Below are 22332 nucleotides of genomic sequence, written 5' to 3' on the forward strand. Positions count from 1 at the left end.
GGGTGGCTCGCTGCGCCATGCTGGACTCGGGAGTCGGGGTGTGTTTCCAGAACCCGGCGGCAGCGGCGCGGGCGGCGGTGAAATCCGGCCGGATGGCTTGTCAGGGGTCGATCCGGGTGGGGGCTGCGGGCAGAATCCCCTTGTCCGACGGTGTCCAGAGGCAGGGGCGGGGAATGGCTGACGGGGTGCGGGTTCCGGGACTGGAGGGGGTGCCGCTGGTCGGGTCGCTCTTCGACCTGAAGGCGGACTCCCTCGGGACCTACGAGCGGGCCCGGGAGCGGCACGGGGACCTCGTGCGGATCAGCGCAGGCCCGCCCGGGCTGCGCGCCGAGCTGTACTGCGTGTTCTCCGCGGAGGGCGCCCAGCGGGTGCTGGCCTCCGAGGCGGCGAACTTCCGCAAGGACAACGCCTTCTACCAGGAGGTCCGCGACTCCTTCGGCAACGGCCTGCTGACCAGCCAGGACGCGGACTACATGCGCCAGCGCCGGCTGGTCCAGCCGCTGTTCACCCGCAAGCGGGTGGACGGCTACGCCGGGGCCGTCGCCGCCGAGACCGAGGGGACCCTCGCGGCGTGGGCGGAGGCCCGGGACGGGATCGTCGACGTCTCCACCGAGATGATGCACCTGGCCCTGCGCGCGGTCACCCGGATCCTCTTCGGTGCGGACGTCGACGCCACCGTGGACGTCGTGGACCGGTGTTTTCCGGTCATCACGGAGTACGTGCTGCGCCGGGGTTACTCCCCCGCCAACCTCCCGCGCACCTGGCCGACCCCGGGCAACCGGCGGGCGGCCGCCGCGCTGGACGAGCTGTACGCCGTCTGCGACAAGATCGTCGCGCAGCGGCTCGGGGCCCCGACCGAGCGGGCGGAGGACGATGACCTGCTGACGCTGCTCGCGGGTGCGCGGGACGAGGACGACGCCGCCTTCGGCCCCGCCGAGCTCCGCGACCAGGTGCTCGTCTTCCTGCTCGCCGGGCACGAGACGACCGCAACCTCGCTGGCCTTCGCGCTGCACCTGCTGGGCCGCCACCCCGAGGAGCAGGCCCGGGCCCGGGAGGAGGTGCGGAGCGTACTGGGCGGGCGGCTGCCGGAGGCCGGTGACCTGGAGCGCCTCCCGTACCTCACCCAGGTGCTCAAGGAGGCGATGCGGCTCTACCCCGCGGCCCCGGTGATCGGGCGCAAGGCCGTCGCCGCCACCGAGATCGAGGGCCACACCGTCCCGGCGGGCGCGGACGTGATCGTGTCCCCCTGGGTCACGCACCGCCACCCCCGGTACTGGAACGATCCGGAGCGCTTCGACCCCGACCGGTTCTCGCCGGAGGCCGAGGCCGGGCGGCACCGCTACGCCTGGTTCCCGTTCGGCGGCGGGCCGCGCGCCTGCATCGGTCAGCACTTCTCGATGCTGGAATCCGTGATCGCGCTGGCGATGCTGCTGCGGGCGTACGAGTTCGAGGCCGTGGACCGGGAGGTTCCGGTGAGTGCCGGGATCACCCTGCGGGCGGAGGGTCCGGCGCGCTGCCGGATCCGCCGCGTCGGGGTCCGGGGTCAGCGGTAGTCGTCCGGGTGGTCCTGCATCCAGGTGTTGATCTGGTCGCGGGTGCCGATGAGCGCGGTCTGGTGCTTCTTCAGGTTCTCGAAGGTGCGGTCGCCCCCGAGTTCCTTGTCGAGCTTGGCGATCTGGGCGATCGGCTCGGGGAAGTGGCCGGGGCCCTTCGCGTCGGCCTTCATCGCGCGGTCCAGGCGGTGGAGTTCGTCGTAGACCCGGCCGAGGAAGTAGGCGCAGTTGCCCGGGGTGCAGGAGTCGTTCAGGGTCGCCTGGAGTCCGGCGAAGGCGTCCCGGACGAGCTCGGGCGGGGCGGAGGGCATGCCGGAGGGGATGCCCGAGGCGCTGCTCGCGGAGGGCCGCGCGGTCGGCGTCGCGGCCGCCGAGGGCGTTCCCGTGCCGGCCGGGGACGCGCTCGGGGACGGGGAAGGGGCGGAGGCGGCCGCGGTGGGCGACGCGGCCGAGGAGGCCTTGGCCTTCGGCTCGGCGTCGTTGCCGCAGGAGACGGTGAGTGCCGCCAGGGTGACGGTCAGGGCTGCCGCGGCGGCCGCGCGCAGGGTCGGTCGGTACATCGGATTTTCCCCCCGGTTTTCGATGATCGGCAGAGCCTACCCGCCCCGCTCGCCCGGGACGGCCGCCGGGGTGTGGTTTCCCTGGAGTCGTTCCAGGTCGGAGGGGCGGACCTGGATGGCGAAGACCGCGATGACCGCGCCGACGAGGGTGAAGAGCGAGGCCGCGACGAACGCCGCGCCGACCCCGGAGGTCAGCACCTGGTCGGCCCAGGGCTTGGGGAGCTGCCCGGTGCTCGCGAAGAAGGCCTTCTGCTCGGGGCTCGCCGAGCCGAGGAAGGCCGGCACCTGTTCCCTGGCCTCGTTGCGGCTGGCCGTGCCGAAGACGGTGACCAGGATCGACAGTCCGAGCGACCCGCCGATCTGCTGCATCGCGTTGAGCAGACCGGAGGCGGCGCCGGACTCCCGGTCGGGGACGTTGGACAGGGCCATCAGCGTCAGCGAGACGAACTGGAGCCCCATGCCGGTGGCGAAGACCAGGATCGGGCCGAGGATGCTGCCGGGGTAGGTGGAGTGGACGTCCACGAGGGTCAGCCAGCCCAGTCCGGCGGCGCAGCACAGCGCGCCGGTGACCATGAAGGGCTTGGGCCCGTACTTCGGCAGCAGTTGGGAGGTGGTCCCGGCGGCGAGCGCGACCATCACGCTGACGGGGAGGAAGGCGAGTCCGGCGCGCAGCGGGCTGAAGCCGAGGACGTTCTGCACGAACAGGGTCAGGAAGAAGAACATGCCGAAGATCGCGCAGGCGAGGAAGAGCATGATCCCGTAGGTCCCGGCGCGGTTGCGGTCGGCGAACATGTGCAGCGGGGTGATCGGCTGCGGCGAACGCCGCTCGTTGAGGACGAACAGGACCAGCAGGACCACGGCCGCGGCGAAGGAGCCGAGGGTGAACCCGTCGCGCCAGCCGTCCTGGGAGGCGCGGATGAACCCGTAGACGAGGGCGACCATGCCGCAGGTGCCCAGCAGGGCGCCGATCAGGTCGAAGTGTCCGGGGTGGCGTTGGGACTCGCGCAGGACCCGGGCGGCGAGTACGGCGATCAGCAGGGCGATCGGGACGTTGACGAAGAGCACCCAGCGCCAGTCGAGCCATTCGACGAGCACCCCGCCCGCGAGGAGCCCGATGGCGCCGCCGCCCGCGGAGACGGCGGCGAACACGCCGAAGGCCCGGTTGCGTGCCGGGCCTTCGCGGAAGGTGGTGGTGATCAGGGCGAGCGAGGTCGGGGAGGCGATGGCTCCGCCGACGCCCTGGAGGGCCCGGGCGGCCATCAGCTGGCCGGCGTTCTGGGCGAGTCCGCCGAGCAGGGAGGCGAGGCCGAAGAGCAGGACGCCGAAGACGAAGACGCGCTTGCGGCCGAGGATGTCGCCGGTGCGGCCGCCGAGCAGGAGCAGGCCGCCGAAGGTCAGGGTGTAGGCGTTGACGACCCAGGACAGGCTTTCGGTGGAGAAGTCGAGGGCGGTCTGGATGTGTGGTAGCGCGATGTTCACGATGGTGATGTCGAGCACGACCATGAGCTGGCAGGAGGCAATCACGAACAGGGCCAGCCCGTTTCCGCTCCCGCGGACCTTGCCGTCGGTCCCGTTGTTGTTCGGCAGTGCGTTCGGGTCCACTAGTCGACGCTAAGCCCGTGGACCAGGGGTCACCACTCGAATGGCCTATGCTATGTGATATTGCACATGCCACAATGCGATCATGGACGATTTCCTCAGGCTCTCCGCCGAAACGGCCCGGTTCACCCACGGCTCGCCCAGGGCCTTCTCGTTCGGCGACGACGGCCGCCTCCTCTGGTTCCTGCGTTCCACGGGCCCCACCGACGCCTTCGACAGCCTCTGGGTCCTCGACACCGCCACCGGCGCCGAAACCCGGCTCGCCGACCCGCGCGAACTCTCCCCCGAGACCGGTGAACTCCCCCTCGCCGAACGCCGCCTGCGCGAGCGCACCCGGCTCGTCGCCGCCGGAATCGGCTCGTACGCCCTCTCCGGCGACGGCCGCCGCGCCGTCTTCCCGCTCTACGGCCGGCTGTACGCGGTCACCTGCGACGCAACCGCCGCCCCCGAGCCGCTCCCCGCCGCCGGCCCCGCCCTGGACCCGCGCCCGAACGCCGACGGCTCGCGCACCGCGTACGTCACCGACGACGCCCTGTACGTCCACCCCGGCGGCCGGATCAGCCCCGCCGACGGGGCCCGCTGGGGCCTCGCGGAGTTCGCCGCCGCCGAGGAACTCGGCCGCGCCCGGGGCCACTGGTGGTCCCCCGACGGCACCACCCTGCTCGCCGCCCGCGTCGACGAGAGCGCCCTCCAGCGCCGCCACTTCGCCGACCCGGCGCACCCGGAGCTCCCGGCCGAGGACTTCGCCTACCCCGAGGCGGGCGGCCCCAACGCCGACGTCCAGCTGTGGGTGCTCGGCGCCGACGGCGGCCGGGTCCGGCTCGACTGGGACGCCGGGGCCTTCCCCTACGTCTCCGACGCGGGCTGGGAGTCCGGGTCCGAGATCCTGCTGACCGTGCAGGACCGGCTCCAGCGCACCGTGCTCCTGCTCGCCGCCGACCCCGCCACCGGCCGCACCACGGAGCTGTCCCGCACCACGCACCCCCAGTGGGTCGACCCGCTCGTGCCCGGCACCCCGGCCCGGCTGCCCGACGGCCGGATGCTCACCGCCGCCGACACTCCCGGCGGCACCGCCCGCGGCCTCGCCCTCGACGGGAAGCCCCTCACAGGCGAGGGGGTGCAGGTCCGCGCCGTCGCCGGACTCCACGAGGGCCGGCTGCTGATCGAGGCCGGACTGCGCGACCCCGCCGAGCAGCAGGTGCTGCTGCTGGACCCCGACAGCGGCGAGCTGACCCCGCTCGCCGACGGACCCGGCGTGCACGGCGTCTCCGCCTCGGCCGGGACCCTGCTGCTGACCGGCGCCGACGCCGACGGCGTCCGGCGTACCGTACGCACCCCGGACGGGCGCGAGTTCGTGCCGGCCGACCTGTCCGCCCCGCTGCCGTACCGGGTGGAGCCGGTCCTGGAACGGGTCACCGAACGCGGGATCCCCACCGCCCTGGTGCTGCCCCGCGGCCACGTCCCGGGCCGCCGGCTGCCGGTGCTGGTGGACGGCTACGGCGGCCCCGGCTTCCAGGACGTGTCCGCCGAGCCGCGCCGCTGGCAGGCCCGGCAGTGGTGGGCCGACCAGGGCTTCGCCGTGGTCACCGCCGACAACCGGGGCACCCCGTACGTCTCCCCCGCCCACACCCACGCCATGTACCGGGGCTTCTCCGAGGTCACCCTGGAGGACCAGGTCGCGGCCCTGCGGGCGCTCGGCGAACGCCACCGCGACCTCGACCTCGGCCGGGTCGGGATCCGCGGCTGGTCCTACGGCGGCTACCTGTCGGCGATGGCGGTGCTGCGCCGGCCGGACGTCTTCCACGCGGCGGCCGCCGGGGCCGCCCCCACCGACTTCCGGCACTACGACACCGCCTACACCGAGCGCTACCTCGGACTCCCGCAGGAGCACCCCGAGGTGTACGAGCGGGACTCCCTGATCCCGGACGCGCACCGGCTGACCCGGCCGCTGCTGCTGGTCACGGGTCTGGCCGACGACAACGTCCACCCCTCCCACACCCTGCGGCTGTCCCGGGCCCTCACCGACGCCGGCCGCCCGCACCAGCTGCTGGCGCTGCCCGGGGTCACGCACATGACCCCGGGCGGGACGCGGGAGAAGGTCATGGCGCTGGAGCTGGAGTTCTTCCGCCGCGAACTGGCCCTCTGACACGCCCCCGGACGGCGGGAGGGCCCCGCGGACGCTGTCGTCCGCGGGGCCCTCCCTTCTTCCCGTGATCCCCGTCAGTCACCCGGGAAGTGACAGGCCACCTCTCGCGAGGCGGCGGGCCGCAGCAACGGCCGCTCGGTGCGGCAGACCTCCTGCGCCTTGGGACAGCGCGGGTGGAAGGTGCAGCCCGGGGGCGGGGCGGCCGGGCTCGGCGGGTCACCGAGCAGCACGATCCGCTCTCGCCGCCGCTCCGCCGCCGGGTCCGGCAGCGGTACGGCGGACAGCAGCGCCCTGGTGTAGGGGTGCTGCGGGTTCTCGTAGAGGGACTTCTTGTCCCCGATCTCGACGATCCGGCCGAGGTACATGACCGCCACGCGGTCGCTGACCCGCTTGACCACCGAGAGGTCGTGGGCGATGAACACGTACGCCAGGCCCAGTTCGGCGCGCAGCCGCTCCATCAGGTTGACGATCTGCGCCTGGACGGAGACGTCGAGGGCGGAGACCGGCTCGTCGGCGATCACCAGCCGGGGGCTGGTGGCCAGCGAGCGGGCGATGCCGATGCGCTGGGCCTGCCCGCCGGAGAACTCGTGCGGGTAGCGGTCGATGTGCTCGGGGATCAGCCCGGTCAGCTCCATCAGCTCGGCGGCCCGGCGGCGGGCGTCCGCCGCGCTCCAGCCCTGTACCAGCAGCGGGTCGGAGATGATCCGGGCGACCGTCTGGCGGGGGTTGAGGGAGGAGTGCGGGTCCTGGAAGACCATCTGGATGTCGCGGCGCAGGGGGCGCAGCGCCCCCTGGGAGAGCCGGCTGATGTCCCGGCCGTCGAAGGCGATGCTGCCGGAGGTGGGTTCCAGCAGCCTTACCAGCATCCTGCCGGTGGTGGACTTGCCGCAGCCCGACTCGCCGACGAGACCGAGGGTGCGGCCGGGCTCCAGGTCGAAGGAGATCCCGTCGACGGCCCGGACGGGCGCGGACCGGCGCCCGGTCAGCGACCGCCTGCCGGGGAAGGTCATGGTCAGGTCGCGTACGGAGAGCAGGGGGCCGGCCGGGGCGTCCGGCCGCGCGGCCCGCTCCTGGCCGGTGGCCGGGGCGGTCATCGGGACACCTCCGGGGTGGTGGCGGGGGCGGGGGCGGAGCCCGCGAAGTGGCAGGCCGCGGTCCGGGCCGGGGACCCGTACGGGCGCGGCTCGGGCAGTTCGCCCGTGCAGCGCTCCCGCTCCCGGGGGGTGCCGGCGGCGGCGCGCGGGCAGCGGGGGGCGAAGGCGCAGCCCGGGTCGCGGTTGAGGAGTGAGGGCGGGGAGCCGGGGATGGAGGGCAGCGGGACGTCGTCGGGGCTGTCGAGGCGGGGCAGGGATTCGAGCAGGCCCCGGGTGTAGGGGTGCGCCGGGTCGGCGAACAGCACGTCGGCCGGAGCCTGTTCGGCGGCCCGGCCGCCGTACATGACGAGGACCTCGTGGGCGACGCGGGCCACCACCCCCAGGTCGTGGGTGATCATGACGACGCCGAGGCCGCGTTCCTCCTGGAGGCGGGCGATCAGTTCGAGGATCTGGGCCTGGACGGTGACGTCGAGGGCGGTGGTGGGCTCGTCGGCGATCAGCAGGTCGGGTTCGCAGGCCAGGGCCATGGCGATCATGGCGCGCTGGCGCATGCCGCCGGAGAACTGGTGGGGGTACTCGCCGGCCCGGCGGGCCGGTTCGGGGATGCCGACCTCGCCGAGCATGTCGACGGCGCGTTTGCGGGCGGCTGCCCGTCCGGCCCGGAAGTGGACCCGGAAGTGTTCGGCGATCTGTTCGCCGACGGTGTAGTAGGGGTGCAGGCTGGACAGCGGGTCCTGGAAGATCATGGCCATCCTGCGGCCTCGGACCTTGGACAGTTCCTTCTCGGGGAGGCCGTTCAGCTCCTGTCCGGCGAGCCTGACGGAGCCGGTGACCTCGGCACCGGTGCGGTGCAGGCCCATGACGGCGAGGGAGGTGACGGACTTGCCGGATCCGGATTCGCCGACGATGCCGAGGGTGCGGCCCGCTTCGACGGTGAAGCCGAGCGAGTCGACGGCGCGGACCGTCCCGCGCGGGGTGCTGAACGTGACGTGCAGGTCGCGCACTTCGAGCAGCGGGGTGGTCATCAGTACCTCACCCTCGGGTCGACTACGGCGTACAGGAGGTCGACGGCGAGGTTCGCGACGACGATGAAGAAGGCGGCGAGCAGGGTGACCCCGAGGACCACGGGCTGGTCGGAGTTGACGAGGGCGCCGTAGAAGAGCCTGCCGATGCCGGGGAGTCCGAAGATGGACTCGGTGATGACGGCTCCGGCGAGGAGGCCGCCGAGGTCCATGCCGAAGATGGTGAGGATGGGGGTCATGCCGGAGCGGAGGCCGTGTTTGACGACGACGGTGCGTTCGGGCATGCCCTTGGCGCGGGCGGTGCGGATGTAGGGCTCGGCCATCGCCTCGATCATCGACCCGCGGCTCTGGCGGGCGTACATGGCGGCGTAGAGCAGGGCGAGCGCGGTCCAGGGCAGCAGCAGGTTCGCGGCCCAGGCGAGGGGGTCGTCGGTGAAGGCCTGGTAGGTGGGGTAGGGCAGCAGTCCGGCGACGCGGATGACTCCGTAGATGAGCATGACGGAGGTGAAGTAGACCGGCAGGGAGGCGGCGGCGACGGCGCCGACCATGAGGGCCTTGTCGGTGGCGGTGTCCTTGCGCAGGGCGGCGGTGACGCCGGCGCCGAGGCCCAGCAGCAGCCAGAGGGCGGCGGCGCCGACGGCGAGGGAGGCGGAGACCGGGAGCCGGTCCATCAGCAGGTCCCAGACGGGCAGGGAGTTCTCGTACGAGTAGCCCAGGCAGGGGAAGTCGCACTGGACGGCGTACTGGCCGGAGCCGAGGGTGCGGCCGGTGAAGATGCCGGTGAGGAAGTCGGCGAACTGCCGCCACAGGGGCTGGTCGAGGCCGAGGTAGACGCGTACGTCGGCCAGCCGTTCGGCGCTGCAGGTCTTGCCGCAGGCGGCGGCGGCCGGGTCGGAGGGCAGGACGTAGAAGATGAGGAAGGTGACGGCCGCGATGGCGAGGAGCACGCCGGCCAGGGCGAGCAGGCGGCGCAGCAGGTAGAGGATCAACTGCGGCCGCCCCTCGGGTCGAGGATGTCGCGCAGGGCGTCGCCGAGGAGGGTGAAGGCGAGCACGGCGAGGAAGAGGAAGACGCTCGGGATGACGAAGTACATGGGGTCGGTCTCGTAGAAGGCCACGGACTCGGCGATCATCTGGCCCCAGGACGGGGTGGGCGGGCGGACCCCGACGCCGAGGTAGCTGAGTGCGGCCTCGGTGCTGATCATGCCGGGGATGAGCAGGGTGGTGTAGGCGATGACCGGGCCGGAGACGCCCGGGAGGATGTCGCGGGTCAGGATGCGCCAGGCGCTCGCGCCGCCGACGCGGGCGGCGTCGACGTACTCGCGGTGTTTGAGGGAGAGGGTCTGGCCGCGGACGACGCGGGCGACGCCGGGCCAGCCGAAGAGGCCGATGACGGAGGTCATGAGGACGATGCGGTTGACGTCCTTGGCCACGGACAGCATCGCGATCATGAAGATCAGCGAGGGGAAGGACATGGTGAGGTCCATCAGCCGGGACAGGACGGCGTCGGTGCGGCCGCCGAAGTAGCCGGCGGCGATGCCCGCGGCGGTTCCGGCGAGGACGACGATGGCGGTGGCGGCGAAGGCGATGAGCAGGGAGACCTGGGCGCCGTGGACGACGCGGGCGAACAGGTCGCGGCCGGTGACGGGTTCGACGCCGAGCCAGTGGTCGGGGCCGATGCCGCCGAGGTCGCCGAGCGGGAGGCCGCCGAGGTAGGGGTCGACGGCGCTCTTGTCGAACTCCTCGGGGGACCAGCCGCCGAGTGCTCCGAGCCAGGGGGCGGTGAGGGCCATCAGGACGAAGAGCAGGACGACGAGGGCGCTGACGCGGACGGCGGGGCGGCGGCGCAGTTCCCGCCGGGCGAGCTGCCAGGGGCTGCTGCCCGGCGCCGCCGCGGGCGGGGCGGTCTCGGTGCCGGGTGCGGGGGCGGCGCCGGGTGCGGTGGTGGTCATGGTGTCGGGGCCTCGGGCTTCGCTCAGCCCTGGCTCTTCGACGGGTCCTTGAGGCCGACGTTCCCGTAGTCGATGGTGCCGGTCCAGGAGGGGTGGCCGTAGGCGCCGGCGATGTTGGGGCCGACGAGCAGCGGCTTGCGCTCCAGCAGGATCGGGATGGAGGGGGACTTCTTCATGATCTCGGCGTCGAGGTCGATCCAGGCCTGGTTGGCCTGCTTGGCGTCGGCCATCGCGTTGATCTCGTCGATCCGCTTCATGGTGGCCTCGTCGCGGAACTGGGAGTAGTTGCCCTGGTTCCCCTTGTCCTTGATGGTGCGTCCGTCGAAGACGAAGGGCAGCCAGGTGGAGCCGGAGGGGTAGTCGGGGCACCAGCCGGTGTACGTCATGTCGGGGGTCGTGGAGAGGTCGCCGATGGCGTCGTAGTACGCGCCGGGGTCGACGGTGTCGATGACGACCTGGATGCCGGCCCGGGACAGGCCCTGCTGGATGGCCTCGGCCTTGCCCTTGTCGCCGGTGGAGACGGAGAGGCTGACCTTGAGGTTCTCCTTGCCGGCGGCCTTGAGGAGCTCCTTGGCCTTGGCCGGGTCGCCGGCCGGGGCGATCTTCAGGGTGTCGGCCTGCTTGCCGCCGGAGAGGGCCGGGGGCAGGTAGGCGGTGGCGACCTCGTTGAGGGCGGGCCCGCCGCCCGCGGTGATGACGGCCTCCTTGTCGACCGCGTACTGCACGGCCTCGCGGACCTTGGGGTCGTTGAAGGGGGCTCGGGAGTTGTTCAGGTGGAGCATGACCGTACAACCCTGGGACTCGGCGAGCAGGCGGGCCTTGACCTCGGGCTTGGGCAGCACCTTGGGGGCGCTCTCGGGGCGCATGTTGGCGTACTCGACGGCGGAGGCGTCGGCGCCCTCGCCGGCGATGATGCGGTCGTCGATCTGGCCGCCCTTGAGGCCCATCACGACCACGAACTTGTCCGGGTAGGCCTTGCGGACGGTGTCGGTCTTCGGGTCCCAGTGCTCGTTGCGGACGAGGACGAGCTTCTTGTCGCGGTCGTACGTCTCGATCTTGTACGGGCCGGAGGAGAACGGGCGGGCGTCGTACTGGGTGCCCTTCTCCTGGGACTGCGGGACCGGCGCGAAGGTGGGGAGGGTGGCGGTCTGGGAGAACTCGGCGACGGGGCGCTTGAGCTCGAAGACGATCGTGCGGTCGTCGGGGGTCTTGACGGAGTCGAGGTGCTGCCCCTGGAGGGGGCCCTTGTAGCCCTCGGCGCCGGCCAGGTACTGGGCGGCGTAGTCGGGGCCGCCGGTGAGGTCGGGGGCGAAGGAGCGCTCGACGTTGTACTTGACGTCCTGGGCCTTGATCGGCGAGCCGTCCTCGTACTTGAGGCCTTCCTTGAGGGTGAAGGTCCAGGTGCGGCCGCCGTTGGAGGGGGTGCCGAGGTCGGTGGCGAGGTCGGGGACGAGCTCGCTGCCCGCCTTGCCGGGCTCCGCCTTGAAGGTGACGAGCGTGCGGTAGAGCAGCCGCGTGCCGAAGTCCATCGTCGGCAGCGTCCAGTTGCGGGCCGGGTCGAGGTGGGAGAAGTCCTGGTTGGACAGGACGGTGAGGGTGCCGCCCTTGACCGGGGTGCCGCCGAGGACCTTCCCGTCGTTGGCGGCGGCGGGGTTGGAGGCGCCGCCGGCCGCGGGGCCCTTCTTGGTGTCGGAGCAGCCCGATGCGCCGAGTACGAGCGTCGCCACCAGGGCGGTGGCGAGGGTGAGCTGGGTGCGCTTGGTCATGGGTCACTCCAGGGAAGGGCCGCGCTTCAGCACGCACTTCAGCACGCGCTTTAGGATGTGACCGGTAACATAGTAATGTGAAATTGTACTGACAAGAGGTTGCCGCCGCCGTTATCCAGCCGTGTCCAAAACCGGTGCGGGAAAAGCGAGTTGGGCCCGGACCAGAAGGTCCGGGCCCAACGGGCGTACGGGGATCAGCCCGGCCGCCACGGGCTCCGGGGCCGGAGGGCGGGCCGGGTCAGAGGCCCGAGCCGAGACCGCCCTGGGGGCGGCCCACGGGCTCGTCACGGCCCTGCGCCCAGAGCGAGCGGACATGGCCCAGGTGGCGCTGCATGCAGGCCTCGGCCCCCTCCGCGTCACCGGCGATCATCAGGTCGAGCAGCTCGATGTGCTCCTCTGCGGAGGAGACCAGCTTGCCGGCCTCGTCCAGGCCCGTGAGCCCGTACAGCCGGGAGCGCTTGCGCAGGTCGCCGACGGTCTCGACCAGGCGCTCGTTGCCCGCGAGCGCGAGCAGCCCGAGGTGGAAGCGCCGGTCGGCCTCCAGGTAGCCGATCAGGTTGTGCTCGCGGGCACTGGTGACGATCTCCTCGGCGATCGGGCGCAGCTGCTCCAGCTGCTCGGCCTTGGCCATCCGGGTGACCCGGCCGACGGTCGGCACCTCGATCATCGTGCGGAGTTCGGTGTACTGGTCGAGGTCGCGCTCGCTGACCTCGGTGATCCGGAAGCCCTTGTTGCGGACGGGCTCCACCAGGCCCTCGCGGGCGAGGTCCAGCATGGCCTCGCGGACCGGGGTGGCCGAGACGCCGAGCTCGGCGGCGAGACCCGGGGCCGAGTAGACGCTGCCGGGGCGCAGCTCGCCCGCTATCAGCGCGGCGCGCAGGGCATGGCCGACCTGGTCGCGCAGCCGCTCCTGGGCCTTGATGAGACTGTGCTGCTTCAGGTCACCCATTGCTCTTCCTCCGAGACCCCGCACACCACCGACGTGCGGAGGAACAGCGTACAATGTCACGTTTCGCTGTTCGCTCCGGTCGCGTGGTAGATCGCCACCGCGACGGCAAGATCTTCCCAGGCCATGCCCACGCTCTTGAAGAGCTGTGGACAACTCGGCCTCCCGCCCGTGGAATTGCGTCCCGCGACCAGGTCGGCGAGGGTGCCTGCGATATGACCGGGCCCGATCGCCCCCTCGGCCTCCGGGACCAGCAGGTCCCCCGCCTCCCGCAGCGCGGCCGCCCGCGACTCCACGTACACCGCCGCCCGTCGCACGAGGGCGGTGTCGGTCTCCCGGGCGTCCGGCTCGTGCGAGCCGACGGCGACGACCACCGCGCCCGGGGCGACCAGGCGCCCGTCGAAGAGGGGCTCGCGGGCGGTGGTGCAGCACAGCACCAGGTCGGCGCCGGCCACGTCGGCGGGCGTGCCGGTGCGGGCCGGGACGCCGAGGCTCCGGGCGTGCGCGGCCAGCCGCTCCGCGCGGCCCCCGTCGCGGGCCACGACCACCGCCCCGGCCAGGTCCCGCAGTTCCAGCACCGCTTCGAGGTGCCCGTACGCCTGCGGTCCCGAGCCGAACAGCACCAGCCGCAGCGGGCGCCCGGGCGCGGTCAGGTACCGCAGGGCGAGCGCGGAGACCGCCGGGGTGCGCAGGGCGGTCAGGGCGGCGCCGTCCAGGAGGGCCAGCGGGCGCAGGGTGGGGCCGTCCAGCAGGAGGTAGCTGCCGGTGATCCGGGGCAGCCCCCGCGCCGGGTTGCCGGGCGCCACTCCGGCGATCTTCACCCCGGCGTACGCGCCCGACGCGGCCGGCATCAGCAGCAGTTCGCCGCCGGGCGCGGGCACGCTGGTGCGCTGCGGGCAGGCCTCGGGGTCCAGGCCCGCGCGCAGGGCGGCCTCCAGGGCGTCGGCGGCCCGCCCGGGGGTGAGCAGCCCGGCCGTGTCGCGGGCGTCCAGCTGGAGGAAGCCCGTCGCGGGGAGGCCCGTCACAGCTGGAAGCCCGCGCCGAGGGCGTCGTACGGGTCGGCGGTGAACGCGTGCTCGCCGGTGCGGTAGGCGGTCCCGGTGACCTCGGTGACCCCGTCCGGGAGGATCCGTCCGGTGAAGACGGTCCCGGTCACCGACTCGTGCAGCAGGTCCTCCCCCGCCCCCAGCCGGCCGTCCTCCGCCAGCAGCGCGAGCCGGGCGGAGGTGCCGGAGCCGCAGGGCGAGCGGTCGATCTGCCCGTCGGCGAAGACGGTGACGTTGCGCTGGTGCGGTCCGAAGGGGGTGTCGGGCAGCTCCTCGTACAGCACCACCCCGTAGACCCCGGACAGGAGCGGGCCGCCCGGGTGCCAGGTCGCCGGGTGCGTGGCGAGGGCGGCGCGGACCTCCCGCCCGGCGCGTACGAGTTCGGGCAGGGCGGCGCGGGTCACCTGGAGCCCGAGGTCCCGCGCGGCGACGGAGGCGTAGCAGGCCCCGGCGTGGGCGATGTCCACCTCCGCCAGGCCGAGGGTGGTGGCGACGGGGACCTTGCGGGCGGCCACCCGGGCCGGGACGTTGCGGAAGGTGACCCCGGTGGTGCGGCCCTGGGACCGGTGGACGGTGGCGGCTACCCGGCCCGACGGCACGTCGATGCGCACCTGCGCGTCCCCGTCGTCGGGCGCCGGGACGCGGCCGGTGTCCACGGCCCAGGCGCCGAGCGCCATGGTGCCGTGGCCGCAGGCGGTGGAGTAGCCGTCCTTGTGCCAGAACAGCACCCCGAGGTGGGCCCCGTCGTCGTCCGGGGGCACCACGAACCCCCCGTACATCCCGGCGTGTCCGCGCGGCTCCTGCACCAGCAGGCGCCGCACCTCGTCGAGGGGGCTCCGGCGCGGCATGGTCCCGGAGCCGCCGGGGCCGATGGCGGTGGCGCAGCGCTCGGCGACGGTGTCGCCGGGGACGGGCGGCAGCCCGCCCGCGGTGGTGTCGACGATGCGGAAGGGCTCCCCCGCCGTGTGGTAGTCGGTGGTGCGGACCGTGGTCACAGCAGGAACCCTCCGGGGAAGGGGTCGGTCGGGTCGAGGAAGTACTGGGCGGTGCCGGTGATCCAGGCCCGCCCGGTGACGGTGGGGACCACCGCCGTGACGCCCGCGACCGTGGTCTCCCCGACGAGCCGGCCGGTGAACTCGGTGCCGATGAAGGACTCGTTGACGAAGTCCGTGCCGAGCGGCAGCAGCCCCCGGGCGTGCAGCTGGGCCATGCGCGCACTGGTCCCCGTGCCGCAGGGCGAGCGGTCGAACCAGCCGGGGTGGATGGCCATGGCGTGCCGCGAGCGGCGGGCGTCGGAGCCGGGGGCGGCGAGGTAGACGTGCTTGACCCCGGCGATGGACGGGTCCTCCGGGTGGACGGGTCGGTCGGGTCCCCCGTTGACCGCGTCCATGACGGCGAGGCCCGCGGCGATCAGGTCCTCCTTGCGGGCCCGGTCGAAGGGGAGCCCGAGGGCGTCGAGTTCGACGAAGGCGTAGAAGTTGCCGCCGTAGGCGAGGTCGTAGGTGACCGTGCCGAAGCCGGGCACCTCGGCCTTCAGGTCGAGGCCCACGCAGAAGGCCGGGACGTTGGTGAAGGTGACGGCGGTGGCCGCGCCGTCCTCGACGCGTACGTCGACGCTCACCAGGCCGGCCGGGGTGTCGAGCCGGACCGTGGTGACCGGCTCGACGGCCGGGACCATGCCGGTCTCGACCAGGACCGTGGCCACGCCGATCGTTCCGTGCCCGCACATGGGCAGCAGGCCCGACACCTCGATGTAGAGCACGCCGAAGTCGGCGTCGGGCCGGGTGGGGGGCTGCAGGATGGCACCGCTCATCGCCGCGTGGCCGCGCGGTTCGTACATGAGCAGGGTGCGGACGTGGTCCATGTGCTCCATGAAGTGGAGCCGCTTGTCGGCCATGGTGGCGCCGGGGATCACCCCGACTCCCCCGGTGATCACCCTGGTGGGCATGCCCTCCGTGTGGGAGTCCACGGCGTGGTAGATGTGGCGCGTGCGCATTGCGGTCCCCCCTGGGACTAGTTGAGGCCCTCGGCCAGGGCCTTCTCGGTGGCGGCGCGGACGGAGGCCTCGGTCTCCCCGGTGAGCGGGAAGCGCGGCGGGCGGGTGGCGCCGCCGGGGCGTCCGGCGAGGTCCATCGAGAGCTTGATGGCCTGGACGAACTCCGTCTTGGAGTCCCAGCGCAGCAGGGAGTGCAGGGACTTGTAGAGCGGCAGGGCGGTGGCGAGGTCGCCCGCGACGGCCGCCCGGTAGAGGGTGGCGCAGGACTGCGGCAGGGCGTTGGGGTAGCCGGCGATCCAGCCGACGGCGCCGGCGAGGGCGAGTTCGAGCAGGACGTCGTCGGCGCCGATCAGCAGGTCGAGGCCGGGGGCGAGCTCGGCGATCTCGTAGGCGCGGCGGACGTCGCCGCTGAACTCCTTGACGGCGACGATGCTGCCGTCGGCGTGCAGCCGGGCGAGCAGGGCGGGGGTCAGGTCCACCTTGGTGTCGTACGGGTTGTTGTACGCGACCACCGGCAGGCCGGACCCCGCCACCTCGGCGTAGTGGGCGCGCACGGTCTCGTCGTCGGCGCGGAAGGCGTTGGGGGGCAGGAGCAGGACGGAGCCCGCGCCGGCCTCGGCGGCCTGGTCGGCCCAGCGGCGCGCCTCGGCGCTGCCGTACGCGGCCACGCCGGGCATCACGCGGGCGCCGTCGCCGGCGGCCTCGACGGCGGTGCGGACGACGCGGGCCCGCTCCTCGTCGGTGAGGGTCTGGTACTCGCCGAGGGAGCCGTTGGGGACGACGCCGTCGCAGCCGTTGGCGATGAGCCAGGCGACGTGTTCGGCGTAGGCGTCGTAGTCGACGGAGAGGTCCGCGCGCAGGGGCAGGGCGGTGGCGACCATGATGCCGTGCCAGGGGCGGGTACGGGTGTCGACGCCGGGCGCGGGGGTGGGCGCGTGGTTCATGAGGAGACTCCCTAGTGTGGTGTGTGACATTTTACTAGTGGGTGTGAGTCGGCCACAAGGGTCCGGGCGGACCCGATCAGTGGCCGGGGGCGGGAAGTTCGGCGTCCGGGGACGGGATCTGTTCCAGGGCCGCCAGGTGGCGCAGCGGGACCGGGCAGGACAGGGGGCGGCGGTCGGGGCCCGGGACCCCGCCGCCCGCCAGGGCCGCCACGGCCGGACCGCACATCCGGCCCTGGCACCAGCCCATTCCGGCCCGCGTGAGCAGCTTGACCGTACGGGCGTCCCGCGCGCCGAGCTCCTCCACCGCCTCGCGGATCCGGCCCGCCGGGACCTCCTCGCAGCGGCACACGTCCGTCTCCTCGCGCAGCCAGCCGGTCCAGCCGGGGCCGGGGCGGTGGGCGGCGGCCATGGCGCCGGCGAAGGCGCGCAGGCGGGCGCGGCGGCGGACGAGAGCGGTGGGGGCCGGGCGTCCCGCCACCGCGTGCGCGGCGATCTCCCCCTCCGTGAGGGCGAGTTCGGCGCCGCCGATACCGCCCGTCTCGCCGGCGGACCAGATGCCGGGGACGGAGGTGCGCTGCTCCGCGTCCACGTCCAGGGCGGCGGTGCCGTCGGCCGTCTCGCGGGTGGCGCAGCCGAGGCCGGTGGCCAGCTCCAGCTGCGGCACCAGGCCGTGGCCCACCGCGAGGGCGTCGCAGGGGATCCGGCGGGCGGTGCCGGGCAGCGGACGCCAGTCGCCGTCGAGGCGGGAGACGGTGACGGCCTCCACGCGGGTGGTGCCGTGCGCCTCGGTCACGGCGTGCCGGGTGAGCAGGCGGATGCCGTGGCGCAGCAGGGCGCCGCCGTAGGTGGCGCCCTCGGCGAGCTTGGCGGGGTTGCGCAGGAGGGCGGGGGCCTGGGGGGCGTACGCGGTGTACGAGGCGGCCTCGACGACGGCGGGGACGGTGGCCCCGGCGGCGGCGAGGGAACCGGCCACGGCGAGCAGGAGCGGGCCGGAGCCGGCGACGACGACGCGGCGGCCGGGCAGGACGAGGTTGTTCTTCAGCATGGCCTGGGCGCCGCCCGCGCCGACCACTCCGGGAAGGGTCCAGCCGGGGAACGGCAGCTGGCGCTCGTAGGCGCCGGTGGCCAGGAGGACGTGGCGGGCGCGGAGGGTCGCCGGGGTCTCGTCGGGGGCGTGGCCGGCCACCGCGTGGAGGGTCCATCCACCGTCGCCGGCCGGGACCACCGTCCATACGTGGTGGGCCGGGAGGTATGCGATGCGGCCCGCCGCCCGGTGCGCGCGGAGCGCGGCCTCGCGGGAGGCGAAGGCGGGCCAGCCGTGGTGCAGGGCCTGGGGGCGGGTGGCACCGAGGGTGGGGGCGGGGTGGCGGTAGTACTGGCCGCCGGGGCGGTCGGCGGCGTCGAGGAGGGTGACGCGCAGGCCGAGGCCGGCGGCGGTGACGGCCGCGGCCAGGCCGGCGGGGCCGGCGCCGATCACCGCCAGGTCGGTGGTCGGGGCCGGGGAGGTGTGCTCAGACGGCGAGGTCGGCATGGCCGGCGCCTTCCTGGGTGGTGACGGAGTCTCCGGGGCGGGCCGGGACGAGGCAGGCCCGCTGGTTGGGGCGGCCGTTGACGGTGGCGAGGCAGTCGTAGCAGGCGCCGATGCCGCAGAAGGCCCCGCGGGGGGTGCCGCCCTCGCGGGTGGTGCGCCAGGCGAGGATGCCGGCGGCCCACAGGACGGCGGCGATGGACTGGCCCTGCTGGGCCGGGAGTTCACGGCCGTCGAAGGTCAGCGGGAACGTTGCCGCCGGGCTGCCGCCCACCAGCTCGCGGGGGCTGCGCATCAGGGGTCTCCTCGGGGTGGTCTGCCCTGCCGGGCGGGGTCGGAGTGGGTCGGGGGCGGTGCCCTTGCCCTGGCCGGGCGGGGTGGGGGCGGGCCGGAGACGGGGACGGGGTGGGGTGTCGTCCGGGACGGGCTTCGATGTTCGGCGCCCGATCCGGATCCGGTTGCGCGAGGTGCCTCGCGCCGGATTCATCTCGTTTTAGTCCCGGACGACACCCCACCCCGTCCCCGTCCCCTCCTGGAACCTGTCCGGGCGGAACGGGTGCAGGGGCGTCGGGGGTTCGGCTCCGGTCAGGGCGGCGGCGATGAGGACTCCCGTCGCGGGGGCCAGGCCGATGCCCGCGCCCTCGTGGCCGCAGGCGTGGAAGAGGCCGGGCACCCGGGGGTCGGGGCCGATCGCCGGGAGGTGGTCCGGGAGGTAGGGGCGGAAGCCGTGGTAGGTCCGGATCACCTTGGCGTCCGCGAGCACCGGGAAGAGGGCCGCGGCCTGGGCGGCCAGGCGGCGGAGGGCTTCGGTGGAGAGGGTGCGGTCGAAGCCGACGCGTTCGCGGGTGGCGCCGATGAGGACCGGGCCGGAGGGGGTGCCCTCCACCACCCCCGAGGACTGGAGCGCTGCGGAGTCGCTGGCCACGTCCGCGATGTAGTCGGCCGCGTAGACCTTGTGCCTGACCACACGGGGGAGGGGTTCGGTGACCAGGACGAAGCCCCTGCGGGGGAGGACGGGAAGGTCCGTTCCGGCGAAGGAGGCGATCCGGCCGGCCCATGTGCCCGCCGCGTTGACGACGTTGGGGGTGTGGAGGGTGCGGTGGGTCGTGCGGACGCCCGTGATGTTTCCGTCGTGGGTGAGGAGGTCCGTGACCTCCTCGTTCAGGTACAGCTCGGCGCCCGAGGCCTTCAGGAGGTGGGCGGCCGCCTGGGCCGGCTGGACCTGGGCGTCCTGGGGGTAGTGGAAGCCGCCCGCCAGGCCCGGGGCCAGGTGGGGTTCCAGTTCGTGCAGGGCGTCCGGGCCCACCTCGGTGGAGACGACCCCGGCGGCGCGCTGGCCCTCGGCGAAGTGGCGCAGGGCCTTGAGGGTGGTCTCGTCGGGGGCGACGACCAGGCCGCCCTTGGGTTCGTACTCGACGGCGTGCGGGAGTTCGGCGGCGAGGTCCCGCCAGAGTTCCGTGGAGAGGAGGGCCAGGTCGAGTTCGGGGCCCGCCTCCTTGTCGGAGACGAGCAGGTTGCCCTCGCCCGCGCCGGTGGTGCCGCCCGCGACGGGGCCGCGGTCCACCACCGCCACGGAGAGGCCGGAGCGGCTCGCGTAGTACGCGCACGCGGCTCCGACGACGCCGGCGCCAATGATCACGACGTCCATGGTCAGTAATATGTCACATTCTTTAGAGTGTGCCTAGGGTGGCCCGGCCGGCCCCGCCCCCCGTTCGGATCCGGGGCCGGCCGGGCGCGCGGTCAGCTGCGGAGCGGGCCCTCGCAGCTGTAGGAGGAGGTGCCCGCCGCCTTGTTGTCCCAGATCTCCACCGGGCCGAAGGAGCAGTTCATGTCGGCCAGGTTGTTGGAGGCGGCGCCCGCCCGGTCGAGGATGAAGTAGTCCACCGTCTCCGACATGTCCTTGAAGTTCTGGTCGTCGCTGCGCCAGTTCTTCAGGTTCGCCGTGATCCGGCCGGTACAGGTGAAGCGGCGCTTGCCGGGGTCGCCGTTCTCCACGCAGTCGGGCGTGTTGTACGTGGCCGTCGCGAAGGAGGACTTCACCGAGGCGAGCGCCGCGTCGCGCAGCCGCTCGTTCGGGGTGAAGACGGTGTTCGGGACGTAGAGCTGGTCCACCTTGGCGATCTGGGCGTCCAGGAAGCGGTTGTAGTCGCGCTGGAGGTAGGTGTCCGCGCCCGTGCGGTGGCGCCACGCGTCGTACCCGGCGACGTCGTTGGCGCGCAGGTACCCGTACATCTCGCGCAGCAGCGAGGGCTTCTCGGTCCACAGGAACTCGAAGAAGGTGCCCGCGTAGCTGTAGAAGCGGAAGCCGTCGCCGTCGTAGGTGGCGTTGAGCAGCTGCTCGACGGTCATGCGGGGGCCGCCGCCGGCGGTGTCGTTGATGATGCTCTTGACCAGGGACTTGCGGACGGCGATGCCGTTGTCGCGGGTGGCCCCGTCGAAGAACTCGGCGGTGCCCTCGTCCATGGCGGTGGTGCGGTCGCCCTCGTACCAGGGGCCCTGGCCGAAGAAGCCGGGGACGGCGAAGCGGCCGTTGAGGTAGTGCGTGTACTCGTGGCGGAAGAGCTCTTCCAGGGTGAGGGAGGAGTCCTGCGGGACGCGGCGCTGGTAGGTGTAGAAGGTGGCGCCGTTCTCGATGTAGATGCCGCCGTTGTTGGTGCCGTAGCCGGTCAGGATCGGGTGGTAGTTCTCGTAGTCGGCGCGGGAGGCGTACAGCACGATGTTGAGGGTGCTGTTCGGGTCCCCGGCGAGCGGCTGGTCGGTGCCTATGACGCGGTGGAACTGCGTCTTGACCTGCTTGCTGGCGTAGTAGAGCTGGTCGACGGTGGCCTTGTCGAGGGCGGTGCGGACCTTGATGGCGCCGTTGTCGTAGCTGTAGGTGTAGGGGAAGAGCTGCTTCTCGATGTCCTCCTTGCACACCCCGTACGGCTTGCAGGCGTTGTAGAAGTTGAGCCAGGACACGATCTTCGCCCAGGCGTCGGTGCCGTGGCCGGACTTGACGCGGTCCAGCATGCCGCCGAGGTCGGCGACGACCTGGTCGCGCAGGCCCTCCACCTGGCCGAAGCGGGCGTACTCGCTGAGGGCGTCGCGCACCACCCAGGCGTTGCCGGTGCCCTTGAGGTAGGTGTAGTCGGCGAAGGCCTTGAAGGCGGCGCGGTACGAGGCGTCCCCCGCGACCGCCGCGTGGAAGGCCGCGTCCTGGTTGCCCGGGTAGACGCCCAGGTAGTTGGTGGAGAGGGCGGCGAGGACGGCGCCCGCCCAGCCGGCGTCGAGGTTGGTGGCCGGGTGCGCCGGGTCCATGGTGGCCAGGACCTTCTTGATCAGGCCGATCTGGTGGTGGCGCAGGCCGGGGCCGGCGGCGTAGAGGGCCTCGCGCAGGGTGCGGGCGTTGGACGGGGTGACGTCGAAGCTCCGCGCGGCGTTGCCGAAGTCGTCGATGGCCTGGCGTATCGCGGCGGTGGTGGGGGCGTCGGTGACGTCTATCTCGCCGCGCGAGAAGTCGTGGTAGGCGACGGCGTGCAGGTAGGTGAACATCTCCTCCAGGTGGGAGGAGTTACGGCCGTCGTGGCTCGCGGCCAGGCTGGATATGCGGCGCGAGACGGCCTGGACGTGGGCGTCGGACATGACGGGCGCCAGACGGGCGTCCCAGGTCCAGATCAGCCCGCGCAGGCAGCCGTCGGCGGTGACGGCCTGGTCGCCGAGGAAGTCGGCGAACTGCTCCGGGGTGAGGTTCTTGATCCCGTCGAGGGTGCAGGGGACGCCCGCGGCGACGCTCTTCGCGGTGGGCGCGGCCTGGGCGGACCGCCGGTTCTTCTCGGTGCGTTCGGCGCTCGCGGTGGAGCCCGGGGCCTCCACCGCGGGGGCTGCGCCCGGGACGCGGCCGTCGGTGACGGCGCCGCCGCCGGGGGCCGGGGCGGGCGCCGGGACGAGGGGCTTGGCGTCGGCCAGGCGGTCGACCTCGTCGAACGGGTTGGGCGCCGTGGCGACCGCGCCCTGGACCCCGGCGGAGAAGGTGCCCGTGGGGGTGGCCCGTTCCGCCGCCTGCGTCGAGGCCTGGCCGGCGGTGGCGAGGAGGGTGACCGTGACGGCGGTGGCGAGGAGAGACGTACGCACAGCTCTGTGCTGGAACACCGATGACTCCAGGTGGGAGGGAGGTGGGGGAAAGGTGCGAACTGCCCTGCGTC

At 73.3% G+C, this 22332-nt stretch carries 18 protein-coding genes; 2 read left to right on the forward strand and 16 right to left on the reverse strand.

What is annotated here, in order from left to right; translation table 11 throughout:
- Positions 1-173: 173 nt before the first annotated feature.
- Positions 174-1553, forward strand: coding sequence for a cytochrome P450 (locus OG553_RS06545; RefSeq protein WP_405978070.1), 1380 nt, complete (start codon positions 174-176; stop codon positions 1551-1553).
- On the opposite strand, the gene OG553_RS06550 is transcribed toward OG553_RS06545, so the two are convergent.
- Positions 1544-2113, reverse strand: coding sequence for a hypothetical protein (locus OG553_RS06550; RefSeq protein WP_405978071.1), 570 nt, complete (start codon positions 2111-2113; stop codon positions 1544-1546). The two genes, OG553_RS06545 and OG553_RS06550, sit on opposite strands and share 10 nt — an antisense overlap.
- 36 nt (positions 2114-2149) lie before the next feature.
- Positions 2150-3715 carry an MFS transporter gene (locus tag OG553_RS06555; RefSeq protein ID WP_405978072.1) on the reverse strand — a complete coding sequence of 522 codons (1566 nt, stop codon included), beginning with the start codon at positions 3713-3715 and terminating at the stop codon, positions 2150-2152.
- An 82-nt stretch (positions 3716-3797) separates the two neighbouring features.
- On the opposite strand from OG553_RS06555, the gene OG553_RS06560 reads away from it, so the two are divergent.
- Complete coding sequence (locus OG553_RS06560) at positions 3798-5858, forward strand: prolyl oligopeptidase family serine peptidase (RefSeq protein ID WP_405978073.1); 2061 nt, start codon at positions 3798-3800, stop codon at positions 5856-5858.
- A gap of 74 nt (positions 5859-5932) precedes the next feature.
- Here OG553_RS06560 and OG553_RS06565 read toward each other — a convergent pair whose 3' ends face one another.
- The 14 genes from OG553_RS06565 to OG553_RS06630 form a co-directional block, all read right to left on the reverse strand.
- Positions 5933-6952 (reverse strand): ABC transporter ATP-binding protein, encoded by a 1020-nt coding sequence (locus OG553_RS06565; RefSeq protein ID WP_405978074.1) that lies wholly within the window; start codon positions 6950-6952, stop codon positions 5933-5935.
- A complete protein-coding gene (locus OG553_RS06570) occupies positions 6949-7977 on the reverse strand; it encodes an ABC transporter ATP-binding protein (protein WP_405978075.1) in 1029 nt (342 codons plus the stop codon). The genes OG553_RS06565 and OG553_RS06570 overlap by 4 nt, the downstream gene beginning before the upstream one ends.
- Positions 7977-8963 (reverse strand): ABC transporter permease, encoded by a 987-nt coding sequence (locus OG553_RS06575; protein ID WP_405978076.1) that lies wholly within the window; start codon positions 8961-8963, stop codon positions 7977-7979. Before OG553_RS06575 ends, OG553_RS06570 begins: the two co-directional genes overlap by 1 nt.
- Entirely contained in the window at positions 8960-9925 is a 966-nt protein-coding gene (locus tag OG553_RS06580) for an ABC transporter permease (protein ID WP_405978077.1), read from the reverse strand. Before OG553_RS06580 ends, OG553_RS06575 begins: the two co-directional genes overlap by 4 nt.
- Before the next feature lie 23 nt (positions 9926-9948).
- The gene (locus tag OG553_RS06585; protein ID WP_405978078.1) at positions 9949-11691 is read right to left on the reverse strand and encodes an ABC transporter substrate-binding protein; all 1743 of its coding nucleotides are present in this window, start codon (positions 11689-11691) and stop codon (positions 9949-9951) included.
- Positions 11692-11929: 238 nt separating this feature from the next.
- The gene (locus OG553_RS06590; RefSeq protein WP_405978079.1) at positions 11930-12640 is read right to left on the reverse strand and encodes a GntR family transcriptional regulator; all 711 of its coding nucleotides are present in this window, start codon (positions 12638-12640) and stop codon (positions 11930-11932) included.
- Positions 12641-12696: 56 nt separating this feature from the next.
- A complete protein-coding gene (locus OG553_RS06595; protein WP_405978080.1) occupies positions 12697-13662 on the reverse strand; it encodes an ornithine cyclodeaminase family protein in 966 nt (321 codons plus the stop codon).
- Entirely contained in the window at positions 13659-14678 is a 1020-nt protein-coding gene (locus tag OG553_RS06600; RefSeq protein WP_405978081.1) for a proline racemase family protein, read from the reverse strand. Before OG553_RS06600 ends, OG553_RS06595 begins: the two co-directional genes overlap by 4 nt.
- On the reverse strand, positions 14675-15679 hold the full coding sequence (locus OG553_RS06605) for a proline racemase family protein (RefSeq protein ID WP_405978082.1): 1005 nt from the start codon (positions 15677-15679) through the stop codon (positions 14675-14677). Before OG553_RS06605 ends, OG553_RS06600 begins: the two co-directional genes overlap by 4 nt.
- A gap of 17 nt (positions 15680-15696) precedes the next feature.
- The gene (locus tag OG553_RS06610) at positions 15697-16623 is read right to left on the reverse strand and encodes a dihydrodipicolinate synthase family protein (protein ID WP_405978083.1); all 927 of its coding nucleotides are present in this window, start codon (positions 16621-16623) and stop codon (positions 15697-15699) included.
- A 76-nt stretch (positions 16624-16699) separates the two neighbouring features.
- Entirely contained in the window at positions 16700-18154 is a 1455-nt protein-coding gene (locus OG553_RS06615) for an NAD(P)/FAD-dependent oxidoreductase (RefSeq protein WP_405978084.1), read from the reverse strand.
- The gene (locus OG553_RS06620) at positions 18135-18446 is read right to left on the reverse strand and encodes a (2Fe-2S)-binding protein (RefSeq protein WP_405978085.1); all 312 of its coding nucleotides are present in this window, start codon (positions 18444-18446) and stop codon (positions 18135-18137) included. Before OG553_RS06620 ends, OG553_RS06615 begins: the two co-directional genes overlap by 20 nt.
- Positions 18447-18644: 198 nt before the next feature.
- On the reverse strand, positions 18645-19811 hold the full coding sequence (locus OG553_RS06625) for an NAD(P)/FAD-dependent oxidoreductase (protein WP_405982978.1): 1167 nt from the start codon (positions 19809-19811) through the stop codon (positions 18645-18647).
- Between the two features lie 80 nt (positions 19812-19891).
- Entirely contained in the window at positions 19892-22279 is a 2388-nt protein-coding gene (locus OG553_RS06630; RefSeq protein ID WP_405978086.1) for a collagenase, read from the reverse strand.
- Positions 22280-22332 lie beyond the last annotated feature (53 nt).

Source organism: Streptomyces sp. NBC_00158 (assembly GCF_045160885.1).
In the GTDB taxonomy this organism is placed as follows: domain Bacteria; phylum Actinomycetota; class Actinomycetes; order Streptomycetales; family Streptomycetaceae; genus Streptomyces.